An 18,604-nucleotide genomic window follows, 5' to 3' on the forward strand; every position below is an offset into this window, starting at 1 on the left:
GACACCGATCGCAGCGGCGGGTCGACACGCTGCTCATTCCTGGTCGGATGGGGCGCGCCGCCCGCGGGCTGCGATCGGTGTCGAGGGGGCCGACTCCGGCCCCCTCGGTAGTGCTCAGCAGCAGCTGTGTCAGCAGCAGCCGTGTCAGCAGCAGCCCGTGCCGCAGCAGCCGTCTTCCGTGAACGTGGTCATGTCGTCACCTCCCCATGATATCGATGATCGTCAATGTATCGAGGGCATCGATGAGTGTCAATATAAAGAACAGTCGCGCGCGGGGGCGTCACCGACGTGAGCGCGGCCGGCCGGGTCGGTCGGGCGTGGGTCGGTCGGGCGTCGGTCGGTCGGGCGTGGGAGCGACGCCTACGCGAGCGCGGGCACGACCTCCCGCTCGAACAACTCGATGCCGCTGGTGTCGTAGGCGGCTTCGGCGAAATAGGTGATCGCGTAGGTCATGCCGAGCGACTCCATCGAGCGCAGCTTCTCGATGATCTGCTCAGGGGTGCCCGCGAGCCCGCTGCCGTCGCGCAGATCGGCGACAGCCTTGCCCGCGCGCTCGGCCCCGAGGTACGGCACCAGTCGCGCTTCGATCGCCGCGATGCGCTCGGCCACCTCGGCTTCATCTCGACCGATGACGGTGTTGTAGTTCGACGAGCGCGTGATGGCCTCGAAGCTCGTGCCGAGCCGCTCGCAGTGCCCGCGCAGCACCTCGCTCTTGTGCGTGAACACGTCGGGCGTGCCGGCGAAGTTCGTGTACTGCCCGTATTGCGCGGCAATGCGCAGCGTCACCTTCTCGCCGCCGCCGGCGATCCAGAACGGGATGCCCTGCTTCTGCACCGGCATCGGCTGAACAATCGCGCCCTCCACCTGGTAGTAGCGGCCGTCGAGGGTCGCGGTTCCTGTCGACCAGGCCTGCCGCATGATTTGCACGCCCTCGTCGAGCATCCTCAGGCGGTCGCCGACCTCCGGAAAGCCGTAGCCGTAGGCATTCCACTCATGCTCGTACCAGCCGCCGCCGATGCCCATTTCGACGCGCCCACCCGATACGTGGTCGACCGTCGCGGCGACCTTGGCGAGGTACGCGGGGTTGCGGTAGCCCATGCACGTGCACATCTGGCCGAGGCGCACGCGCTCGGTCACGGCGCCGAACGCCGCCATGAGAGTCCATGCCTCATGCGTGGCCTCCTCACTCGGCACGGGCACGGTGTGGAAGTGGTCGTAGACCCAGAGGGACTCCCACGGCCCCGCGTCGGCGTGCTGCGCGAGACGCTTCATCACCGCCCACTGCTCGCCGGGGTCGATGTCGACCAGGTCGTGCCGCCAACCTTGAGGGATGAAGAGTCCGAAGCGCATGGCACTCAGCGTACGCCGGGGAGGCCCTACCGACCCAGCTCGTGGTGCACGACCCGCAGGAACGCGTCGATGTCGTCCGCGCTCGTGTCGAACGCGCACATCCAGCGCACTTCGCCTCGGGCGCGGTCCCAGTCGTAGAAGCGCACCTTCTCGCGGATGCGGTCGGCTGCCGCATTCTCCAGCAGGGCGAAGACGGCGTTCGCCTGCGTCGGCTGACTGAAGGCGAGTGAGCCCTCGGGCACCTCCCCGCGCGCGATCATCGTCTCGAGCCCGGTGCGCAGGCGCGCAGCCATAGCGTTCGCGTGGCCTGCCGAGCGCACGCCCAGGCCTCCCTCGAAGAGGGTGAGCAACTGTGCCGAGAGGAAGCGCATCTTGCTCGCGAGCTGCATGTTCATCTTGCGCAGGTAGGTGAGTCCGTCGACGCGCGAGGGGTCGAGCACGACGATCGCTTCGGCACCGAGCAGCCCATTCTTGGTGCCACCGAGCGAGAGGATGTCGACGCCGGCGTCAGCGGTGAACGCGCGCAGCGACGTGCCGAGCGCGGCGGCGGCGTTCCAGATGCGGGCACCGTCGAGGTGAAGGGCCATGCCGTGCTCGTGCGCGAAGTCGGCCACGGCACGTACTTCGTCGGGTGTGTAGAGCGTGCCCACCTCAGTCGAGTTGGTGATGCTCACGGCGAGCGGCTGCGCGCGGTGCTCGTCGCCCCAGCCCCAGGCCTCCGTCGCGACGAGCTCGGGGGTGAGCTTGCCATCGTCGGTCGGCACGGTGAAGAGCTTGAGCCCGCTCACGCGCTCGGGCGCGCCGCCTTCGTCGGTGTGAAGGTGGGCGGTGCTCGTCGACACGACGGCGCCCCAGCGCGGCATGAGGGCCGTGAGCGCGAGCACGTTGGCCCCCGTGCCGTTGAAGACGGGATACACCTCGGCGCCCTCGCCGAACTCCTGCCGGATGACCTCGCTGAGGCGCTCGGTGTACTGGTCTTCGCCGTAAGCGATCTGGTGGCCTTCATTGGCCTCGGCCAGAGCCGTCAGCACTTCGGGGTGCACCCCGGCGTAGTTGTCGCTCGCGAAACCGCGGCGGGTGGGGTCGTGGAGTCTCACTTGCTCATTGTCGCGCAGGTTCCGCGGCGCGCCCTAACAACTCCTGAGGCTCGCCACCCTGCTCGTGAGCACGGCGGTGCCGCCCAACAATACGACCTCGCTCGCACTCAGTCGAGCCACGTCCGTCAGCACCGCATCGGGCACGCACGTGCCCGGCACGACGAACAGGGGCGCATCGTTTTTGCCCGCGAGTGCGGCTCCAGCGAGGGCATCCGCGTAGCCCAGCCCGGTCGCGAGGAAGATGGAGTCAGCGGAGGAGAAGCGCGCTACGTTGATCGCCGCGGAGGTGGCGTATCGGTCGCTACCGCTGAGACGGACGACCTGCGCGGAGCCAAATATCGACCTCAGTTCGTTCTGAATTCCCGTGGAGACGACACTGGTGCCGCCCGCGATGACGACGTTGTCGACACCGAGAGTCGACAGGAGAGACTCCGTCGCGGAATTGATCCCCGATGCCGTGCCGTCCACCAGAATGACCGGCGCGCCCTCCCGACCTGCGGCGGCGGACGCCGACAGCGCATCGGGAAAGTTCGAGCCGGTGGCGATGAACGCTGTCGTGGGGCTACCGGTGAAAGCCCGTTCGGCGATGACGCGGGAGGTGGAATAGCGGTCTGCTCCGCTGTCGCGGCGCACGGTCGCCTCGGGCAGAAGCGACGACACCTGCGACTGTACCCCCGATGACACGACGCTCGTTCCGCCGACGATCACCACAAGATCGGGATTGAGACGCGTGAGTTCGTTGCGCACCACTTGCGGCAGCGAGCTGGTCGGCGTCAGCAGCAGCGGGCCACCCTGATAGGCGGCGGCGGATGCCGCCGACAAGGCGTCGGGGTAATTCGCACCGGTCGCGAGGTAGACGACGGGGACGTCCGCGGCAAACTCGGAAGAAATGGCGACCGCGGTCTCGTACCGGTCGGCGCCTGCGAGTCGCGAGATATCAGGCGCAGGAGTGAAGGAACTCACCTTGATGAGATCGCCGCTGACAGCATTCTCACGCCAGACCACGGTCACGGTTGTGCCGTTGGTGGCGAGCTGGGGCCTGCCGGCAAAGAGCCCGGCCGGAGAAATGGTGTCGGGGCTACTCCAGGTCGCGCCATTGTCAATCGACGTCGCGGTTTGGACTCGATTCACGCCATCGTCTCGCCGCAGCCAGGTCGCTGTCACCGTGGTGCCGTCCGTCGCGAGTTGTGGGTCGATAGCTCCCGCGCCGGAAGCGGAGAGAGAGGAGGGAGCCTGCCACGTCTGGCCGCCGTCGGTGGAGTGGGCAGCGCGAATGATGGTATTGCTTCCGTCGGGCTCGTCCCAGATCAGCACGGTGATACTCCCGAAGGAGAGCACTTGCGGGTCGTCGGAGTTGTTTCCTGCATCGGACAGCGTCACCGGGGTGCTCCAGCTCGCCCCGTCTGTCGTCGAGTACGCGGTTTGAATACGCAGATCCCCCTCAGTGTCCTCGCGCGCCCAGGTCGCCACAATCGTGGTGCCGTTGGTGTCAACCTGCGGCACATAGACGTTGCCGCCCGCTTGAGACAGTGTCACGGGACTGCTCCAGTTGACACCGTCATCGACTGACGAGGCGGCCATCGCGACGTCGTTGGAACCGTCGTTACCCAGCCACACCACGGTGATGACTTCGCTGTCGGTGACGATCTGGGGAATGTAGGCGTTTGACCCCGTGTCTGAGAGGGTCGCGGGGGCGGTCCACGTGGCACCGTCCGCCGACGTTGAGGCTTGGATCAGGTTGTTGGATCCGTCGGAGCGGCTCCAGGTCGCGGTGATCGTGTTGCCGTCCGTCGCGAGTTTCGGTGTTCGAGCATCCTGACCGGCGACCGAAACGGTGACCGGAGTGCTCCAGGTGGCGCCGCCGTTCGTCGAGGAACTCGATTGGATCACGTCGTTGCTGCCGTCGTTGCGTTGCCAGGCGACGGTGAGGCGCGTGCCATCGGTGACGAGGCTCGGGTTGAACGCCGACTGGCCCGCCTCCGAAAGGGTGACGGCCGCGCTCCAGGTCGTGCCGCTGTCCGTCGACGATGCCGATCGGATTCGAGTGTCGCTCCCGTCGTCCTCTTCCCACACCACCGTGATATTGCTTCCGACGCTCACCACCTGCGGGTCGTCGGAATCGCTTCCTGCCGCACTCAGCGTCGTGGATGGCCCCCATTGGCCGATACCCGCGAGCGCTGGCGTGGAGAGCGCGGGCACGAGAGCCAGGGCGAGAACTAACGATGCCGATACGGCGAGACGCGATCTGATGGGCATGGCGAGGCCTTCTTCCAGCGTGTGTGGGGCCACGCTAGCAGCGTTGCCTATTCCTCGAACACCCCCCCGGGTAGATGGGCACTCTGGACGGAGGGAGCGGTTCATCCCCGCGAGGTCACTCGCGCAAGGCCTCACCGAGCTTGACGCGCGATCCCGTGCGCAAGAGCGAGTTTCCGTAGATCCGGGCTCCCAGGATCACGACGATCACGGTCGTGGCGACGAGTACCGCGAGCGAGACGAGGGGCTCCCACCACTGGGCGGTCTCGAGGAAGATGCGCATGGGCATCCCGACCGGGGCGGAGAACGGCACGTACGACATGATGCCCAGCACGAGCTCGTTGTCGTTGAAGAAGATCACGAGGAAGTACGGGATCATCACGAGGTAGGTGACGGGGGTGAGCACCGAGCCGACGTCCTCCATGCGCGACACGAGCGCCGCCGACGCGGCGTACATGGCGGCGAGCAGCACGAAGCCGATTGCGAAGAACAGCAGGAACCAGCCGACGGAGGGGCCGAGGTCGCTGAGCAGGATGTCCTGCCCGATGACCATGAGCCCCACCGCGGCGAGCACCGCGATGGCGATGATCTGCCCAAAGGCGAGGATCGAGTTGCCGACGACCTTGCCGGCGAGGAGAGCTCGCGACGAGATCGACGACAGAAGTATCTCGACGACGCGGGTCTGCTTCTCCTCGACGACGCTCTGCGCGATGGTGCCGCCGAAGGTGACGGCGGAGATGAAGAAGACGATTCCGAACCCGAGGGCGACGAAGAACACGATGAAGCCGGTGACCTCGGGCTCGTCGAGCAGCGTCACCTGGGGGGTGATCGCGAGAGCCTGCAGAAGGATGCCCGGCGCATCCTGAAGCCCGATGACCTCAATCGCGGTGCCGCCTGCGGCGGCGTCGTCGAGCGGCACGGCGGCGCCGTCGACCTCCCCCTCACGCACGAGGGCTTCCGCCTCTGCGCGCGTGGGCACCTCGGTGACCTCGAGACCGGGCAGCCCGTCGAGCTGCTCGGCGACGACGCCGACGGCCGCGACGGGCGTGTCGCCCTGGTTGCGGGAGACGAGACCGCCGATGACGATCGAGGCGAGCACGACGAGCATGAGGATGATCGTCGAGATGACGAAGGCCTTGGAGCGCAGCTTCTGCGTGACTTCTCGGGCGGCGACGAGCGTGACGGAGTCGCGGAAGCGCGGTGCCGGCGCGGCGGCGGGAGTGCTGGTGGCGGGGGTGCTGGCGGTGGTGGTGCTCATCACTTCACGACCTCTCGGAAGATCTCGGTCAAGGTGGGGCGGCGGGGGGTGAAGCTGTGCACGGCGCCGAGAGCGGCGGCGCGCTGCAGGACGGTCTGGGCGGCATCGGGGTCGGCTTCGAAGAGCACGTAGCCGCCGTCGAACTCCTGCACGGTCACGCCGGGCACGTCGCGCACCCAGCCGGCATCCTCGCCGCTGAGCAGCTCCCACTGGGAGCCGGTGTTGGCGGCGCGCAGTTCGTCGCGCGGCCCGGCCGCGCGGATGGCACCGCCGGCGATGATGACGAGGTCGTCGCACAGGCGCTCGACGAGGTCCAGCTGGTGGCTGGAGAACAGCACGGGCACCCCGCGGGCGGCGAACTCGCCGAGAACGCCGAGCACGGTCTCGACGGCCATCGGGTCGAGACCGGAGAACGGCTCGTCGAGCACGAGCACGTCCGGGTCGTGCACGAGTGCGGCGGCGATCTGAGCCCGCTGCTGGTTGCCGAGCGAGAGCTTCTCGATGGGCTCGTCGCGACGCTCGCCGAGCTCGAGGCGGTCGATGAGCTCGTCGGCGCGCTTGGCGGCGCTGCGGGCGGGCACACCTCGAAGGCGCGCGAGGTAGACGAGCTGCTCGTGGACGCGCATCTTGGGGTAGAGCCCGCGCTCTTCCGGCATGTAGCCGAAGCGTCGCCGGTCGTCGGCGGTGAGTGGCTCACCGTGCAGGGTGACGCGGCCGCTGTCGCTCGCGAGCACTCCCAGAATGATGCGCATCGCCGTGGTCTTGCCGGCGCCGTTGCCGCCGACGAAGCCGGTCAGGCGTCCGGCCCCGACGTCGAAGCTCACGTCGTCGAGCGCGGTGCGGTCTCCGAACGACTTGGTGACGTTCTCGATCTGCAGCATGCTGCTCCTCTCCTTGTGCACTCCACGCTAGGTCGAGCGGTAGAGCGTCGGCATCCACCGTGCGGGTGGTCGGTGCTCCGTCAGGAGGCGGAGTTTCCGGGCGCGGTGTCGCCCGGCACGGCGACGCCGTTCTCGTAGGCGAAGACGACCGCGTGCACGCGATCGCGCAGGCCGAGCTTGAGGAGAATCTTGGAGACGTGCGTCTTGACGGTCGCCTCGCCGAGGTACAGCTCGCGGGCGATCTCCCCGTTGCTGAGCCCGCGGGCGAGCAGCAGCAGCACCTCTGCTTCCCGCTCGGTGAGTTCGTCGAGGCGCGCGTCGGGCGCCGGGCGCTCGCGGCTCGCGGTGACGCGCTCGATGACGCGGCGTGTCACGTCGGCGGCGAGGAGCGCGTCACCGGCGGCGACGACCCGTACGGCTTCGATGAGCTTCTCGGGGCTCGCGTTCTTGAGCAGGAAGCCGCTCGCGCCCGCGTCGAGGGCGGCGAACAGGTAGTCGTCGCGGTCGAAGGTGGTGAGCACGAGGATGCCCGGCCCGAGCCCGGCGGAGCGGATCTGCCGCGTCGCCTCGAGCCCGTCGATGCCCGGCATCTGCACGTCCATGCAGATGACGTCGGGCCGCAGCTCTCGCGCGGCCTCGATCGCCTGCCCTCCGTCTGCGGCCTCACCGATCACCTCGATGCCCGGCTCGCTCTGCAGGATCGTGCGGAACCCGGCACGAACCAGTCCCTGGTCGTCGACGAGGAGCACGCGGATCGCTGCGCTGCTCATGCGCTCGGCTGCCGATGCTGCCCTGCCGGCTCGTCGGCCGGTCGCTCGGTCACCACGAGGGGCACGGTCGCGCGTACGAGGTACCCGCCGCGGCTGCGCGGGCCGGCTTCTAGGCTGCCGCCGACCGCCGCGAGCCGCTCGCGCATGCCGACCTGACCGAGGCCGCCCGTGGGGCTCGTGCCGCTCTGCGCGCTGCGGGCACCGTGTCCCGTGTCGGCGACTTCGAGCTCAACCCGTTCGGGGCTGAACCTGAGCCGCACATCCATCGTCGCGGTGGCGCCGGCGTGCTTGAGGCTGTTGGTGATGGCTTCCTGCCCCACGCGATACAGGGTGGTGTCGATGACGGGGGAGAGCGGCTGGGGCGCGCCGACGACCGTGTAGTTCACCTCGCGCCCCGCGGCGCGTACGTCGTCGACGAGCGCGCCGAGCTGCGCGGTACCTCGCGTGCTCGGTCCATCGGCCGCGTCGCCTTCGCCCCCGATGCCGCGCAGGGTCGTGACGAGCCGGTGCAGCTCGTCGACGGCCTCCCGGGCGGAGCTCTCGACGGAGCCGAGCGCGGTCGCGGCGCCGGCCGGGGCATCCGGCCCGAGAGCACGGCGTGCCGCACCCGCCTGGATTCCCATGACGGAGACATGGTGGGCGACGACGTCGTGTAGCTCACGGGCGATACGCACCCGGTCGAGCGTGACGGCCTGCGCCGCGGTGAGCTCGCGCTCCGCTTCCAGCTCGCGGGTGCGGGCGACGAGCTCGGCGCGCTCCCGCGCGGCAGTCCATGATCGATCGCCGAAGGCCCACGCTCCCGCGAAATAGAGGATGTTCGTGACGATGCTGATGAGCCCGAGGGCGACACCGGGGGCGATGAGTCCGATGCCCGAGTCTTCGGGTACGAGCGAGGTGTCGAAGGCGGCTCGCGTGATCTCCCAGAACAGCCAGCCGAACATGCCGACCACGACGACGATGCGCGCGACGAGCGCGTGACGGCGCGACGACGACCATGCCCCGATCGAGTACATCGCCATGAAGAGCGCGATGTTGCTGAACAGCACTTCCGGCACCCGGTTGTAGATGGCGCAGACGTAGACGATCGAGATGACGATGGTGACGGTGATCGGCGCGACCCGTCGCCACACGAGCGGCCCCGAGATGCCGACCACGACGAGCGCCGCCATCCACAGCACGGGCGGCTCGTCGAAGAACTCGGCGGATGCGTAGAGCAGGATCGCGAGGGAGGCTCCCACGGCGATGCCGAGAGCCAGCAGCCCGTCTGTGCGCATGCCGGCGACGCCCGGTCGTGGGCGCACCCAGTTGCCGTCGGCGTCGACGGTGCGGGGCGGCAGTGTCGCGGTCACGCCGCCACGCTAGTGCGCGATGCGGTTAGCGCGCATCCGTCGCGCGACGGAGCCTCGGCTGCAGAAAGAGCGCGCCGCCGACAAGGAGAGCTGCGGCAAGTGCTGCCCAGAGCGACGTGGCGGCCGGGCCCGTCGCGGCCAGCTCTGGCTCCTGCGCACCAGTCCCACCGTTCTCCTCCGCGGTCGGCCCGAAGGTGCTCACCATGATGGTGGTCGGGTCGTCGCCTCTCGTCCACATCGCCGTGATGGTGCTGCCGTCGGTCGCGAAGTGCAACAGGGGGTTCAGCGAGCTTCCGCCAACGGTGTATCGAGACCCGGAGCCTCCTATGGCGAACGCCACGGGGGATTCCCCCCAGGTGTCTCCCCCATCGTTCGACATCGACGACAACACGGCGTTCTCGCTTACCCAGAAAGCGACGAGCGTGGTTCCCACAGAGACGACGAGGGGAGCGCCCTCGTAGTCGTCGTTCTCAGAGCCGAACGGGACGAGCGGGGCGCTCCAGGTGTCTCCCCCATCGTCTGACGTGCTCACGTCAACCTTGGGTCGCCCGTCTTCCCGTTCTCGCACCCACGTTGCCATCAGGGTGGTCCCCGCACGCGTGAGTCTCAGGTTCACGGAGACGAGCCCGCTTGTGGCTCCCGTGGAGATGACGTCGGGGGTCGTCCAAGTGGTACCTCCATCCGTGCTGGTGCGCGCCACGATGGAGAAGGTCGTTCCGTCCCGCGGTGCCCACAGAATCATGATGCGGTCGTCGTCAGCGACGACCGCAGGCAGTGCGAGAGCTGCACCGGCTCCGCCGAGGGTGACCGGGGAGCTCCACGTCACGCCCTTGTCACTTGAGGAGGATGTCTCGACGAACGAAGAGCCACCCCCGAAGCTCTGCCAGACCACGCTGATGGTGTCTCCTGAGCCGGCCGCGCGGAGCGTGCTCGTGACAGAGCCGGGAGTTGTGAGCATGGACGACGGTTCCCAGGAGGTTCCGCCGTCGGTGCTCGAGCGCGCCAGCACCTCGATGCTGAGGTCGCTGACTCCGAGCTCGGCTGATGTGATCGACGACCAGACGACAGTGAGGCTGCCCTCCGGCGACACCAGGAGTGGTGCCTGAGCATCCACGCCGGTCGCCGACAGTGCGACGGGGTCGCTCCAGGTCAATCCCTGGTCGAGGGTGAAGGCCGTTTCGACGATCGAGAACCCGCCGACCACGCGAGTCCAGACCGCTGTGATGCCCGCGCCGTGGCTCACGATCTTGGGGAGCATGCCGACGGTCGCTCCGCTCGCGAGCGTCACGGCTGAGCTCCAGGTCAGCCCGGCGTCTGTCGATGTGGCCGTGCGTATGCGTTGCTCGCCACCGTCGACGTCCATCCAGATGGCGTACGTCGTGCCGCTGTCGTGCAGCAGGTCGGGTTCGGAACCCTCGACCGTATTCTCGGCGAAGAAGGCGGGTGTGCTCCAGGTCGACGCACCTGTCGCGGAGGCCGCGGAGGGTGCCAGCGCGACGAGTGCGGCAAGACCCATCGTCGCGAGGACGAGTGAAGACCGGGACCGGGTTCGCATCGTGAGGACCTTTCGGGAGGCTTCTCGACGCTAACACGCGGGTCAGTAGACGGCGAACCCTGGGTGTGCGTGGTGGCGTCACCCTTCTCGATCTGGCGGGCTGCTAGTGCTCGAGCTGCGTCAGGTCGACGAGGGCACCGTTGACCGGCTCGTGCCCGACCGACCACAGCGCAGCGCACGCCGCCGCGAGGTCATCGACCGTGCCCGCCTCATCGAGCGCACCCACAACAAAGGTGACGGCCGCGACGGGCACGCCCTTGGTGCGCCACCCACTCGCGAGCGCCTGCACCCACGTCTCGGCGGCCGACTTGAGCGTCACATAGTTCGCCATGCCCCATGTCGGCTGGGCGACGGATGCTGAGCTCACGATCGCGAGCCGCCCGGCGCTCGACGCGCCGAGGTCGTCGCGCAGCTCGCGGCTGAGCACCCGCAGGGTCGTGAGCACGCGGCGCTCGAGCCACTCGAAGTCGTCGAGGTCTGAGCCGCCGCGCCATCCGCCGACCAGGTGCAGCACACCATCGATGCTCGGCCGACGCGCGCGCAGTTCAGCCGCCCACGCGCCGACGGCCACCGGGTCGGCGAGGTCGACGACCGCGGTCTCGGCCGCATCCACGTCGGTCAGTGACTCGGCACGGGAGCCCACGGCCACGACGTGCGCGCCGGCCCCCGTGAGCGCCGCGCACACTGCGCGCCCCGCGGCGCCGCCGGCACCTGCAACCACGACCGTGCGGTCCTGGATGCTCGGCTCGCCCGTCACGCCGCGCCCGAGCCGGTGATGCCCGCCGTCGACTCGATCACCGTCGTCATCTTCTTGCTGAGCGCCTCGTAGAACATCGAGAGGGGAAACTCGTCGTCGAGCACGAGATCGGTGTAACCCTTGAGCGGGCCGGCGAGCACGTCGTCGGGCAGCCCGCGCGCCCACACCGATGCCGGGTGCGGCGTGAGCGTCGCCGTGAGGAAGGCGTACGCGGCGAGCCAGTGCGCCGCCTTCGGCCGGTCGATCGAGCGCCAGTACAGCTCGTTGATCGCATCCGAGAGCGCGACGACGACGTCGGGCACGGCATCCCAGTCGATCGTGAGCCGCGTGTCCGTCCAGTGCAGAACACCCTTCTGGTGCATCCAGGCGAACAGCAGCTGACCGCCCAGACCGTCGTAGTTGCGCACGCGCGTACCGGTGATGGCGAAGCGGAAGATGCGGTCGAAGATGACCGCGTACTGCACGAGGCGCGCGTGCTCCCGCGTGACGTCGTCCGTCTCCTCGGCCCGCCACAGCGCCACGGCCTCGCGGAATGCGGTGAGGTCGCAGCGCAACTCTTCCAAGGAGTACAGGAAGAACGGCATGCGCTGCTTGATCATGAACGGGTCGAAGGGCAGATCGCCGCGCATGTGGGTGCGGTCGTGGATCATGTCCCACATCACGAAGGTGCGCTCGGTGAGCTGCTGGTCGTCGAGCAGCCGCGCCGCGTCGGTCGGCAGGTCGAGTCGAGTGATGTCGGCCGCCGCCCGCACGACCCTGCGGAATCGCGCCGCCTCCCGGTCGGCGAAGATCGCTCCCCAGGTGAAGGGCGGCAGCTGCGCGGGGGCGCCGGCGGGCGCGCCCGCGACAGCGCGGGGTGTCACGGCGACTGATTCGGGGAACAGCACGGCGGAGTTCGTGTCGTAGCCGGAGGTGAAATCGGCGAACCGCAGCCCCAGGTAGAGCGCGTTGCCGTACTCGCCAGCCTCGAGCTCGGCGACGAAGTCGGGCCAGATCACCTCGCACACGACCGCTTCGACAAGGCGGTCAGGGGAGCCGTTCTGGGTGTACATGGGAAACACGACGAGGTGGGCGGTGCCGTCGCGGCGGTCGCGCGCTGGCCGGAACGCGTCGAGCGAGTCGGAGAAGTCGGGCACGCCGAATCCGGCTCCGGCCCAGGCCCGGAAGTCACGCGCGCAGGCCCTCAGGTACTCCTCATCGTGCGGGATGACCGGGGCGAAGCGCTCGAGCGCGTCGGCGATCACGGCGACGTGCCGAGCAGCATCGGCGTGGGCGCTCGTCTCGGGCACGCTGCCGTCGTGCACCTGCAGCGGGCGGATGGCTTCGGCGGCGTTGCGCAGTCGCGACCACGCCGGGTCGGCGACGATCTCGGCGGCTGTGAGCGCGGCATCCGCCGTTCTCGGGCGGTCCTCGACGACCTCGGGCTCTCCGATGATGGTGCGCGCACTCGTGTCGGCGGCTGCGTGTGTCATGGGTCCCTCCTTCGTCGGTCACCGGGGGCGCGGCCCGCGCCGTGCGGGCTCCCCGTTGCCGTTGAGCCTAGAGAGGGAGCCGCGCCCCGTGGTTGTGATCGACGCGGAAAAGTTGCGCGCGCGCACGATGCCGCCGTCCTCGCCCGCGCGCTACGGCGATTCGTGCCGAATCCGCCGGAAAGTGGCCCCACGGTGTGGGGCCACCAGGCTCCCGCGGGCGCGCACTAATGCTGTGCAGGCCGGTCATCGCGGGCACGACGGTGCGCCCCGCACAGTCCGCCGGTCGCCGGTCGCCGGTCGCCGGTCGCCGATCTCCGGTCGCCGACGACGCGAGACCTACTGCTGGTTGTTGAGAACGATGCTGTACTGCATCGTGTCGGCGTTCTCGCCCTCCCCGGCGATGTACACGACGGTCACCGTGTAGGTGTCGTTCTCGTAGAAGTAGTTGAGCAGCCCGCCGTAGTCGGCCTCCTGCGTGAGCGCGTAACCGGCGCCCTCAAGGTCACCGCGAAGACGATCGACGGTGTCGGCGCCGGCGATCTCGAAGGTCGCCGTGTAGTTTCCGTCGACTCCCGCCGAGAACAGCACGTTGCCGTCAGGTGTGGGCACATCGGCGGGCCAGCTGGCGGGGAGGCTTGCGCCGCCGCTGCCGTCGATATCGATGTTGACGCCGGTCTGATCCTCGATGAGGTTCTCGACGCCACCGCCGACGACGTTCTCGATGAGACCCTCGAGCGGGTTGGCGCAGGCGCTGAGGGTGAGCGCTGCGGCAAGACTGAGGCCGGCGGCGGCCGCGGTGGTCGTGGTGCGCTTCATGACGGGTCTCCTCTGAGGTCGATCGAGCGAAGCTCGGTGTCTCCTGTGCAGGTACAGTCTGCCCCTGTCGCGGCGTCAAGGCCAGAGGCAGGCGCCACCTAGACCAGACTGGAGCCATGGCAGGCGTGCTCATCGGCTTCGCGATCATCGGGTCGGTGATCGCCGTCGGCTACATCGTGGGCCGCAGCGGCGCTCTGGGCCCGACGGCCGCCACGGTGCTCGGTCGGGCCGCCTTCTTCGTCTTTCTCCCCGCCCTCCTGTTCAGTGTCATGGCCGGGGCGGACCTCGCGGTGCTGTTCTCAGCACTCCTGCCGGTGTCGGCGATCGCGGCACTGTCGTGCATGCTCGCCTTCGTGCTGCTCGCGCGCCTCCTGTGGCGCCGCGGCGCTCCGGCGCTGACGATCGGCGCCCTCGCCTCCGGATACGTCAACGCGAACAACATCGGCCTGCCCGTCGCCGCCTACGTCATCGGAGACCCGACGCTGGTCGCCCCGGTGATCCTCCTGCAGCTCGTCGTGTTCGCGCCCATCGCCCTCACGATCCTCGACGTGACGACGAGCGGGCGCCTCTCGGTCGGCCGGGTGCTGACCCAACCGGTGCGCAACCCGCTCATCATCGCCTCCGCGCTCGGGCTCGTCGTCGCCCTCCTCGGTATCGACCTGCCCGACCCGGTCGTCGAGCCGTTCCGGCTGCTCGGCGCCGCGGCCGTCCCGACCGTGCTGTTCGTCTTCGGAATCTCTCTGCACGGTCGGCGCATCCTGCAACCGGGAAGCGGACGGCGGGATGTTCTGCTCGCCGTCGTTCTCAAGAGCATCGTCATGCCGCTCGTCGCCTGGGGTGTCGGCGCGCTCGTGTTCGGCCTCGACGGCGTCGCGCTCTTCACCGTCGTCGTGCTCGCGGCCCTGCCGACAGCGCAGAACGTCTACACCTATGCGGCGCGCTACCAGACGGCGATGCCGCTCGCGCGGGACTCCGGCCTCATCACGACGGCGCTCGCCGTGCCGATCCTCATCGTCATCGCGGCGTTGCTCGCGCCGTGAGAATCTCGCCCGCCGTCAGAAGATCATCGGCCGGTCGTCGTCGTCCTCCTCTCGTGCCAGATCCACCACGACGGGCACGTGATCGCTCGGGCTGTCGCCCTTGCGCTGCTCGCGCTCGATGCTCGCGCCCGCGACGAGGTCGGAGAAGCCGCGCGAGCCGAGGATGAAGTCGATGCGCATGCCCTCGTTGCGGGGGAACCGCAGCTGCTTGTAGTCCCAGAACGTGAAGCCCTCGGGCACGAGCGGGCGCACGACGTCGTGGAGACCCGCAGCCTCGAGCCCCGCGAAGGCCTCGCGCTCGGCGGGTGAGATGTGGGTGGAGACGCCCGGCACGAAGCTCGGGTCACCCATGTCGGCGTCGGTGGGGGCGACGTTGAAGTCACCGGTGAGGGCGAGCGCAGCATCCGGATCGCCGCTCAGCCAGGTGCGCGCCTCATCGGCCGCCGCGCGCAGGAAGCGCAGCTTGTAGGCGAGGTGCGGGTCGTCGAGGGCGCGGCCGTTGGGCACGTAGAGGCTCCACACGCGCACGCCGTCGATTGTCGCGCCGAGCGCGCGGGCCTCGAGCGGGGCATCCGGCCCGTCGTGGCCCTTCGCGAAGCCGGGCTGGCCGGTGAGCTCAGTCGCGATGTCGGTGAGCGGCAGGCGGCTCGCGATCGCGACGCCGTTCCACTGGTTCAGCCCGTGCACGATGACCTCGTAGCCGGCCTCCTCGAACGGGGCCATCGGAAACTGCTCGGGCTTGCACTTGATCTCCTGCATCGCGAGCACGTCGATGTCGGCCTGCACGAGGAAGTCGACGACGCGAGCGTGGCGGGTGCGGATCGAGTTGACGTTCCAGGTGGCGATGCGCATGGCCCCAGCCTAGGCACCAGACGGGGCCCGCGGCTCCCGCGAGGGGCCGTCGAGCCCGCAGTAGAGTGGCGGGCGTGACCGACGCGCGCGAGAAGCTCATCCAGTTCATCCGCGACGAGGCCGTCTTCCACGGCGAGTTCACGCTCACGAGCGGGGCGACGGCGAGCTACTACATCGACCTGCGGCGGCTCAGCCTCGACCACCGCGTGGCGCCGCTCATCGGCCAGGTGATGTGCGACCTCATCGCCGACATTCCCGACATCGCCGCCGTCGGCGGCCTCACGATGGGCGCCGACCCCATCGCTGCTGCCGTGCTGCACCAGGGCGTCGCGCGCGGTCTCGACTACGACGCGGTCGTCGTGCGCAAGGCGCCCAAGGATCACGGACGCGGCAAGCAGGTGGAGGGCCCCGACGTCGACGGCAAGCGCGTCGTCGTGCTCGAAGACACCTCGACGACGGGCGGGTCGCCCCTCACCGCGGCACGCGCCCTGGAGGCGGCCGGCGCGACGGTCGTCGCCGTGGCGGTCGTCGTCGACCGAGCGACGGATGCTCGGCGCGTGATTGAGGAGGCCGGCTACGAGTACCGCTCCGCGATCGGGCTGGCCGACCTCGGGCTCGCGTGAGCTCGCCCGCTGGTCTCGGCAGGGTGCCGTGCATCCTGCTCTGGGTAGCGGGTGCTCTCGTGGCCGTGCTCGCCCTCGTCGGCCTCTTCCTGCTTGGCACGCGCCTGCCCGACCTGCTCGAACCGGCGCCGGTCGTCACGCCCACGCCGACGCCCACGCCGACCGAGACTGTGGAGCCGGTCGGGCCGGTCGAACCCGGCGAGTACCGGTGGGACGACCTGCTCGGCGGCGAGTGCCTCGACCCGTTCGTGGATGCGTGGCAGGACGAGTACACGGTCGTCGACTGCGCGCTGCCGCACGGCGGGCAGCTGCTGGCCAGGGTCGCGTACGACTCGGCGGCGGAGGAGGACGCTCCCTACCCCGGGGAGGAGGCCCTCAGCGCACCCCTGTACCTGGCGTGCACCGACCCGGCCGTGCTCGTGCCCGAGGCTGCGGGCGCCTACGACGACCTCGCGGTGCAGGGCTCGTACCCCGTCACGGAGGAGCAGTGGGATGACGGTTACCGCGAGTACTCGTGCTTCGTCAGTCGCAGCTCTGGCGAGCCGATTACGGGCAGCCTCTCAGCGCCCGAGCAGTAAACGCCCGAAGCCTGTCGAGAGACTGCGCTCGCCGAGAGCCTGCGCTCGCCGAGAGACTGCGCTCCCCTAGAGTCCGGGCTCGTACAGTTCGGTCTCCACGGGCCCCGCGACGACGAGCTCGTGCACGCCGGTCAGGATCTCGCTCGGCCGGAACGGGTACTTGGCGATCTCGTTCTCATCGCTGATGCCGGTGAGCACGAGCACGGTGTGCAGGCCGGCTTCGATGCCGGCGACGATGTCGGTGTCCATGCGGTCGCCGATCATCGCCGTGTTCTCGCTGTGCGCTCCGATGCGGTTCATGGCGGAGCGGAACATCATCGGGTTGGGCTTGCCGACGACATACGGCTCCTTGCCCGTTGCTTTCGTGATGAGAGCGCTGATCGCACCGGTCGCGGGCATCGGCCCGTCTGCGCTCGGCCCGGTCGCGTCGGGGTTGGTGGCGATGAAGCGAGACCCGTTGCCGATGAGGCGGATCGCTTTCGTGATCGCGTCGAAGGAGTAGTTGCGGGTCTCGCCGACGACCACGTAGTCGGGGTTCGTCTCGGTCATGATGAAGCCCGCCTCGTGCAGTGCGGTCGTGATGCCGGCTTCGCCGATGACGTAGGCGGTGCCGTTCGGCATCTGGCTGGCGCAGAAGTCGGCGGTGGCCATCGCGGAGGTCCAGATCGACTCCTCGGGCACGTCGAGGCCGCTGGAGCGCAGGCGTGCGGCCAGGTCGCGCGGCGTGTAGATGGAGTTGTTGGTGAGCACGAGGAAGGGCGTGCCAGTGTCGCGCCACTGCTGGATGAGCGCGGCGGCGCCGGGGAGCGCGGCGTTCTCGTGCACGAGAACGCCATCCATGTCGGTCAGCCAGCACTCGATCTCGCGGCGGTCGCTCATGCGGCTCAGCCTAGCGAGGGGCGAGCGGGGCCCGAGGAGCGCGGCGGAGCGGTCTGGTCGTGGACCCCGGGCGACGGCGACGGGATGCTCGGTTCACGGTCGAGCGCCGTGACGGGCATCCCGAGCCGGTCGCTCATGACGCGCACCGCTTCGAGGTTGCTGTCGACGCTGATGCTGCGGCGGCCGAGCGTGCTGGCGGCGGCGGCGGTCGTGCCGCTACCGGCGAAAGGGTCGAGAACCCAGTCGCCTTCGCGGCTCGATGCGGCGACGATGCGGCGCAGGACGCCGAGGGGCTTCTGGGTGGGGTACCCGGTCTTCTCGCGGCCGTTGGTCGTGACGATCGTGTGCCACCAGACGTCGGTGGGCAGCTTGCCGCGTGCTGCCTTCTCGGGGGTGACGAGACCGGGCGCCATGTAGGGCTCACGATCCACGGCTTCGGAGTCGAAGTAGTAGGCGTCGGGGTTCTTGACGTAGACGAGGATCGTGTCGTGCTTGGTGGGCCAGCGCCGGCGCGACTTGGCGCCGTAGTCGTAAGCCCAGATGAGCTCGTTGAGGAAGCATTCGCGGCCGAAGAGAGCATCGAGGGCGACCTTGGCGTAGTGCGCTTCGCGCCAGTCGAGGTGCAGGTAGAGGGTGCCGTCGTCGCGCAGCACGCGGTGAGCCTGTTCGAGGCGGGGGGCGAGGAAGCCCCAGTAGTCGGCGAAGGCATCGTCGTAGCGCCCGAGCGTCTCGACGGTGCGGCGATAGGTGGTGCCCTGAAAACCCAGGTAGGCGCCGTCGGGGTCGCGCGTGCTTGTCGTGCTGCGGCGCTGCTGAGCGCGCCCGGTGTTGAACGGCGGGTCGAGGTAGACGAGTTGCATGCTCGCGTCGGGCAGGCGAGCCATCACCGTGAGATTGTCGCCGTGCAGCAGCAGGTCGGCGCCGTCGGGCGACCACAGCTGGGGGGCGGGCGGAGGCGCGGCTGACGGAGGCGCGGCTGAGGGCGGCGAGGCTGACAATGACTGTGGGGCGGACGACTGTGGGGCAGTCCCCCCTGGGGCGGACGGCTGCGGGCCCGTGCGCGGCGGGGTACTT

17 protein-coding genes are annotated in these 18,604 nt (G+C 69.2%); 3 read left to right on the top strand and 14 right to left on the bottom strand.

The features are described from left to right. Positions 1–360: 360 nt before the first annotated feature. The 11 genes from RJQ01_RS10775 to RJQ01_RS10825 all read right to left on the bottom strand — a co-directional run bounded on the left by RJQ01_RS10775 (position 361) and on the right by RJQ01_RS10825 (position 13,558). A complete protein-coding gene (locus RJQ01_RS10775; RefSeq protein WP_350476724.1) occupies positions 361–1,350 on the bottom strand; it encodes an LLM class F420-dependent oxidoreductase in 990 nt (329 codons plus the stop codon). 26 nt (positions 1,351–1,376) lie between these two features. Then, the gene (locus RJQ01_RS10780; RefSeq protein WP_350476725.1) at positions 1,377–2,447 is read right to left on the bottom strand and encodes a threonine aldolase family protein; all 1,071 of its coding nucleotides are present in this window, start codon (positions 2,445–2,447) and stop codon (positions 1,377–1,379) included. Positions 2,448–2,480: 33 nt separating this feature from the next. Then, positions 2,481–4,703 (bottom strand): cell wall-binding repeat-containing protein, encoded by a 2,223-nt coding sequence (locus RJQ01_RS10785; RefSeq protein ID WP_350476726.1) that lies wholly within the window; start codon positions 4,701–4,703, stop codon positions 2,481–2,483. A gap of 115 nt (positions 4,704–4,818) precedes the next feature. Next, entirely contained in the window at positions 4,819–5,958 is a 1,140-nt protein-coding gene (locus RJQ01_RS10790; RefSeq protein WP_350476727.1) for an ABC transporter permease, read from the bottom strand. Next, positions 5,958–6,839 carry an ABC transporter ATP-binding protein gene (locus RJQ01_RS10795; RefSeq protein WP_350476728.1) on the bottom strand — a complete coding sequence of 294 codons (882 nt, stop codon included), beginning with the start codon at positions 6,837–6,839 and terminating at the stop codon, positions 5,958–5,960. Before RJQ01_RS10795 ends, RJQ01_RS10790 begins: the two co-directional genes overlap by 1 nt. Before the next feature lie 80 nt (positions 6,840–6,919). Further along, a complete protein-coding gene (locus RJQ01_RS10800; RefSeq protein WP_350476729.1) occupies positions 6,920–7,609 on the bottom strand; it encodes a response regulator in 690 nt (229 codons plus the stop codon). After that, positions 7,606–8,958: a sensor histidine kinase gene (locus RJQ01_RS10805; RefSeq protein ID WP_350476730.1), complete on the bottom strand. Its 1,353-nt coding sequence runs from the start codon at positions 8,956–8,958 to the stop codon at positions 7,606–7,608. Before RJQ01_RS10805 ends, RJQ01_RS10800 begins: the two co-directional genes overlap by 4 nt. Positions 8,959–8,983: 25 nt before the next feature. After that, complete coding sequence (locus tag RJQ01_RS10810) at positions 8,984–10,513, bottom strand: sialidase family protein (protein ID WP_350476731.1); 1,530 nt, start codon at positions 10,511–10,513, stop codon at positions 8,984–8,986. 103 nt (positions 10,514–10,616) lie between these two features. Continuing rightward, on the bottom strand, positions 10,617–11,270 hold the full coding sequence (locus RJQ01_RS10815) for an SDR family NAD(P)-dependent oxidoreductase (RefSeq protein WP_350476732.1): 654 nt from the start codon (positions 11,268–11,270) through the stop codon (positions 10,617–10,619). Continuing rightward, a complete protein-coding gene (locus RJQ01_RS10820; RefSeq protein ID WP_350476733.1) occupies positions 11,267–12,742 on the bottom strand; it encodes a DUF6421 family protein in 1,476 nt (491 codons plus the stop codon). Before RJQ01_RS10820 ends, RJQ01_RS10815 begins: the two co-directional genes overlap by 4 nt. Positions 12,743–13,078: 336 nt before the next feature. Next, entirely contained in the window at positions 13,079–13,558 is a 480-nt protein-coding gene (locus tag RJQ01_RS10825) for a hypothetical protein (RefSeq protein WP_350476734.1), read from the bottom strand. Between the two features lie 116 nt (positions 13,559–13,674). Between RJQ01_RS10825 and RJQ01_RS10830 the strand changes: the two genes are divergently transcribed. Beyond that, positions 13,675–14,598, top strand: coding sequence for an AEC family transporter (locus RJQ01_RS10830; protein ID WP_350476735.1), 924 nt, complete (start codon positions 13,675–13,677; stop codon positions 14,596–14,598). Between the two features lie 15 nt (positions 14,599–14,613). Here RJQ01_RS10830 and RJQ01_RS10835 read toward each other — a convergent pair whose 3' ends face one another. After that, complete coding sequence (locus RJQ01_RS10835) at positions 14,614–15,450, bottom strand: exodeoxyribonuclease III (RefSeq protein ID WP_350476737.1); 837 nt, start codon at positions 15,448–15,450, stop codon at positions 14,614–14,616. A gap of 74 nt (positions 15,451–15,524) precedes the next feature. Between RJQ01_RS10835 and pyrE the strand changes: the two genes are divergently transcribed. Together pyrE and RJQ01_RS10845 are read left to right on the top strand one after the other, a co-directional pair. Continuing rightward, complete coding sequence (pyrE, locus tag RJQ01_RS10840) at positions 15,525–16,073, top strand: orotate phosphoribosyltransferase (protein ID WP_350476738.1); 549 nt, start codon at positions 15,525–15,527, stop codon at positions 16,071–16,073. Continuing rightward, on the top strand, positions 16,070–16,651 hold the full coding sequence (locus RJQ01_RS10845; protein ID WP_350476739.1) for a septum formation family protein: 582 nt from the start codon (positions 16,070–16,072) through the stop codon (positions 16,649–16,651). Before pyrE ends, RJQ01_RS10845 begins: the two co-directional genes overlap by 4 nt. Before the next feature lie 66 nt (positions 16,652–16,717). Here the strand turns inward: RJQ01_RS10845 and RJQ01_RS10850 are convergent, their stop codons facing one another. Together RJQ01_RS10850 and RJQ01_RS10855 are read right to left on the bottom strand one after the other, a co-directional pair. Further along, the gene (locus RJQ01_RS10850) at positions 16,718–17,530 is read right to left on the bottom strand and encodes an HAD-IIA family hydrolase (protein WP_350476740.1); all 813 of its coding nucleotides are present in this window, start codon (positions 17,528–17,530) and stop codon (positions 16,718–16,720) included. Between the two features lie 5 nt (positions 17,531–17,535). Then, positions 17,536–18,414 carry a DNA-methyltransferase gene (locus tag RJQ01_RS10855; RefSeq protein ID WP_350476741.1) on the bottom strand — a complete coding sequence of 293 codons (879 nt, stop codon included), beginning with the start codon at positions 18,412–18,414 and terminating at the stop codon, positions 17,536–17,538. Positions 18,415–18,604 lie beyond the last annotated feature (190 nt).

This window comes from Microcella sp., from assembly GCF_040286215.1.
In the GTDB taxonomy this organism is placed as follows: domain Bacteria; phylum Actinomycetota; class Actinomycetes; order Actinomycetales; family Microbacteriaceae; genus Microcella.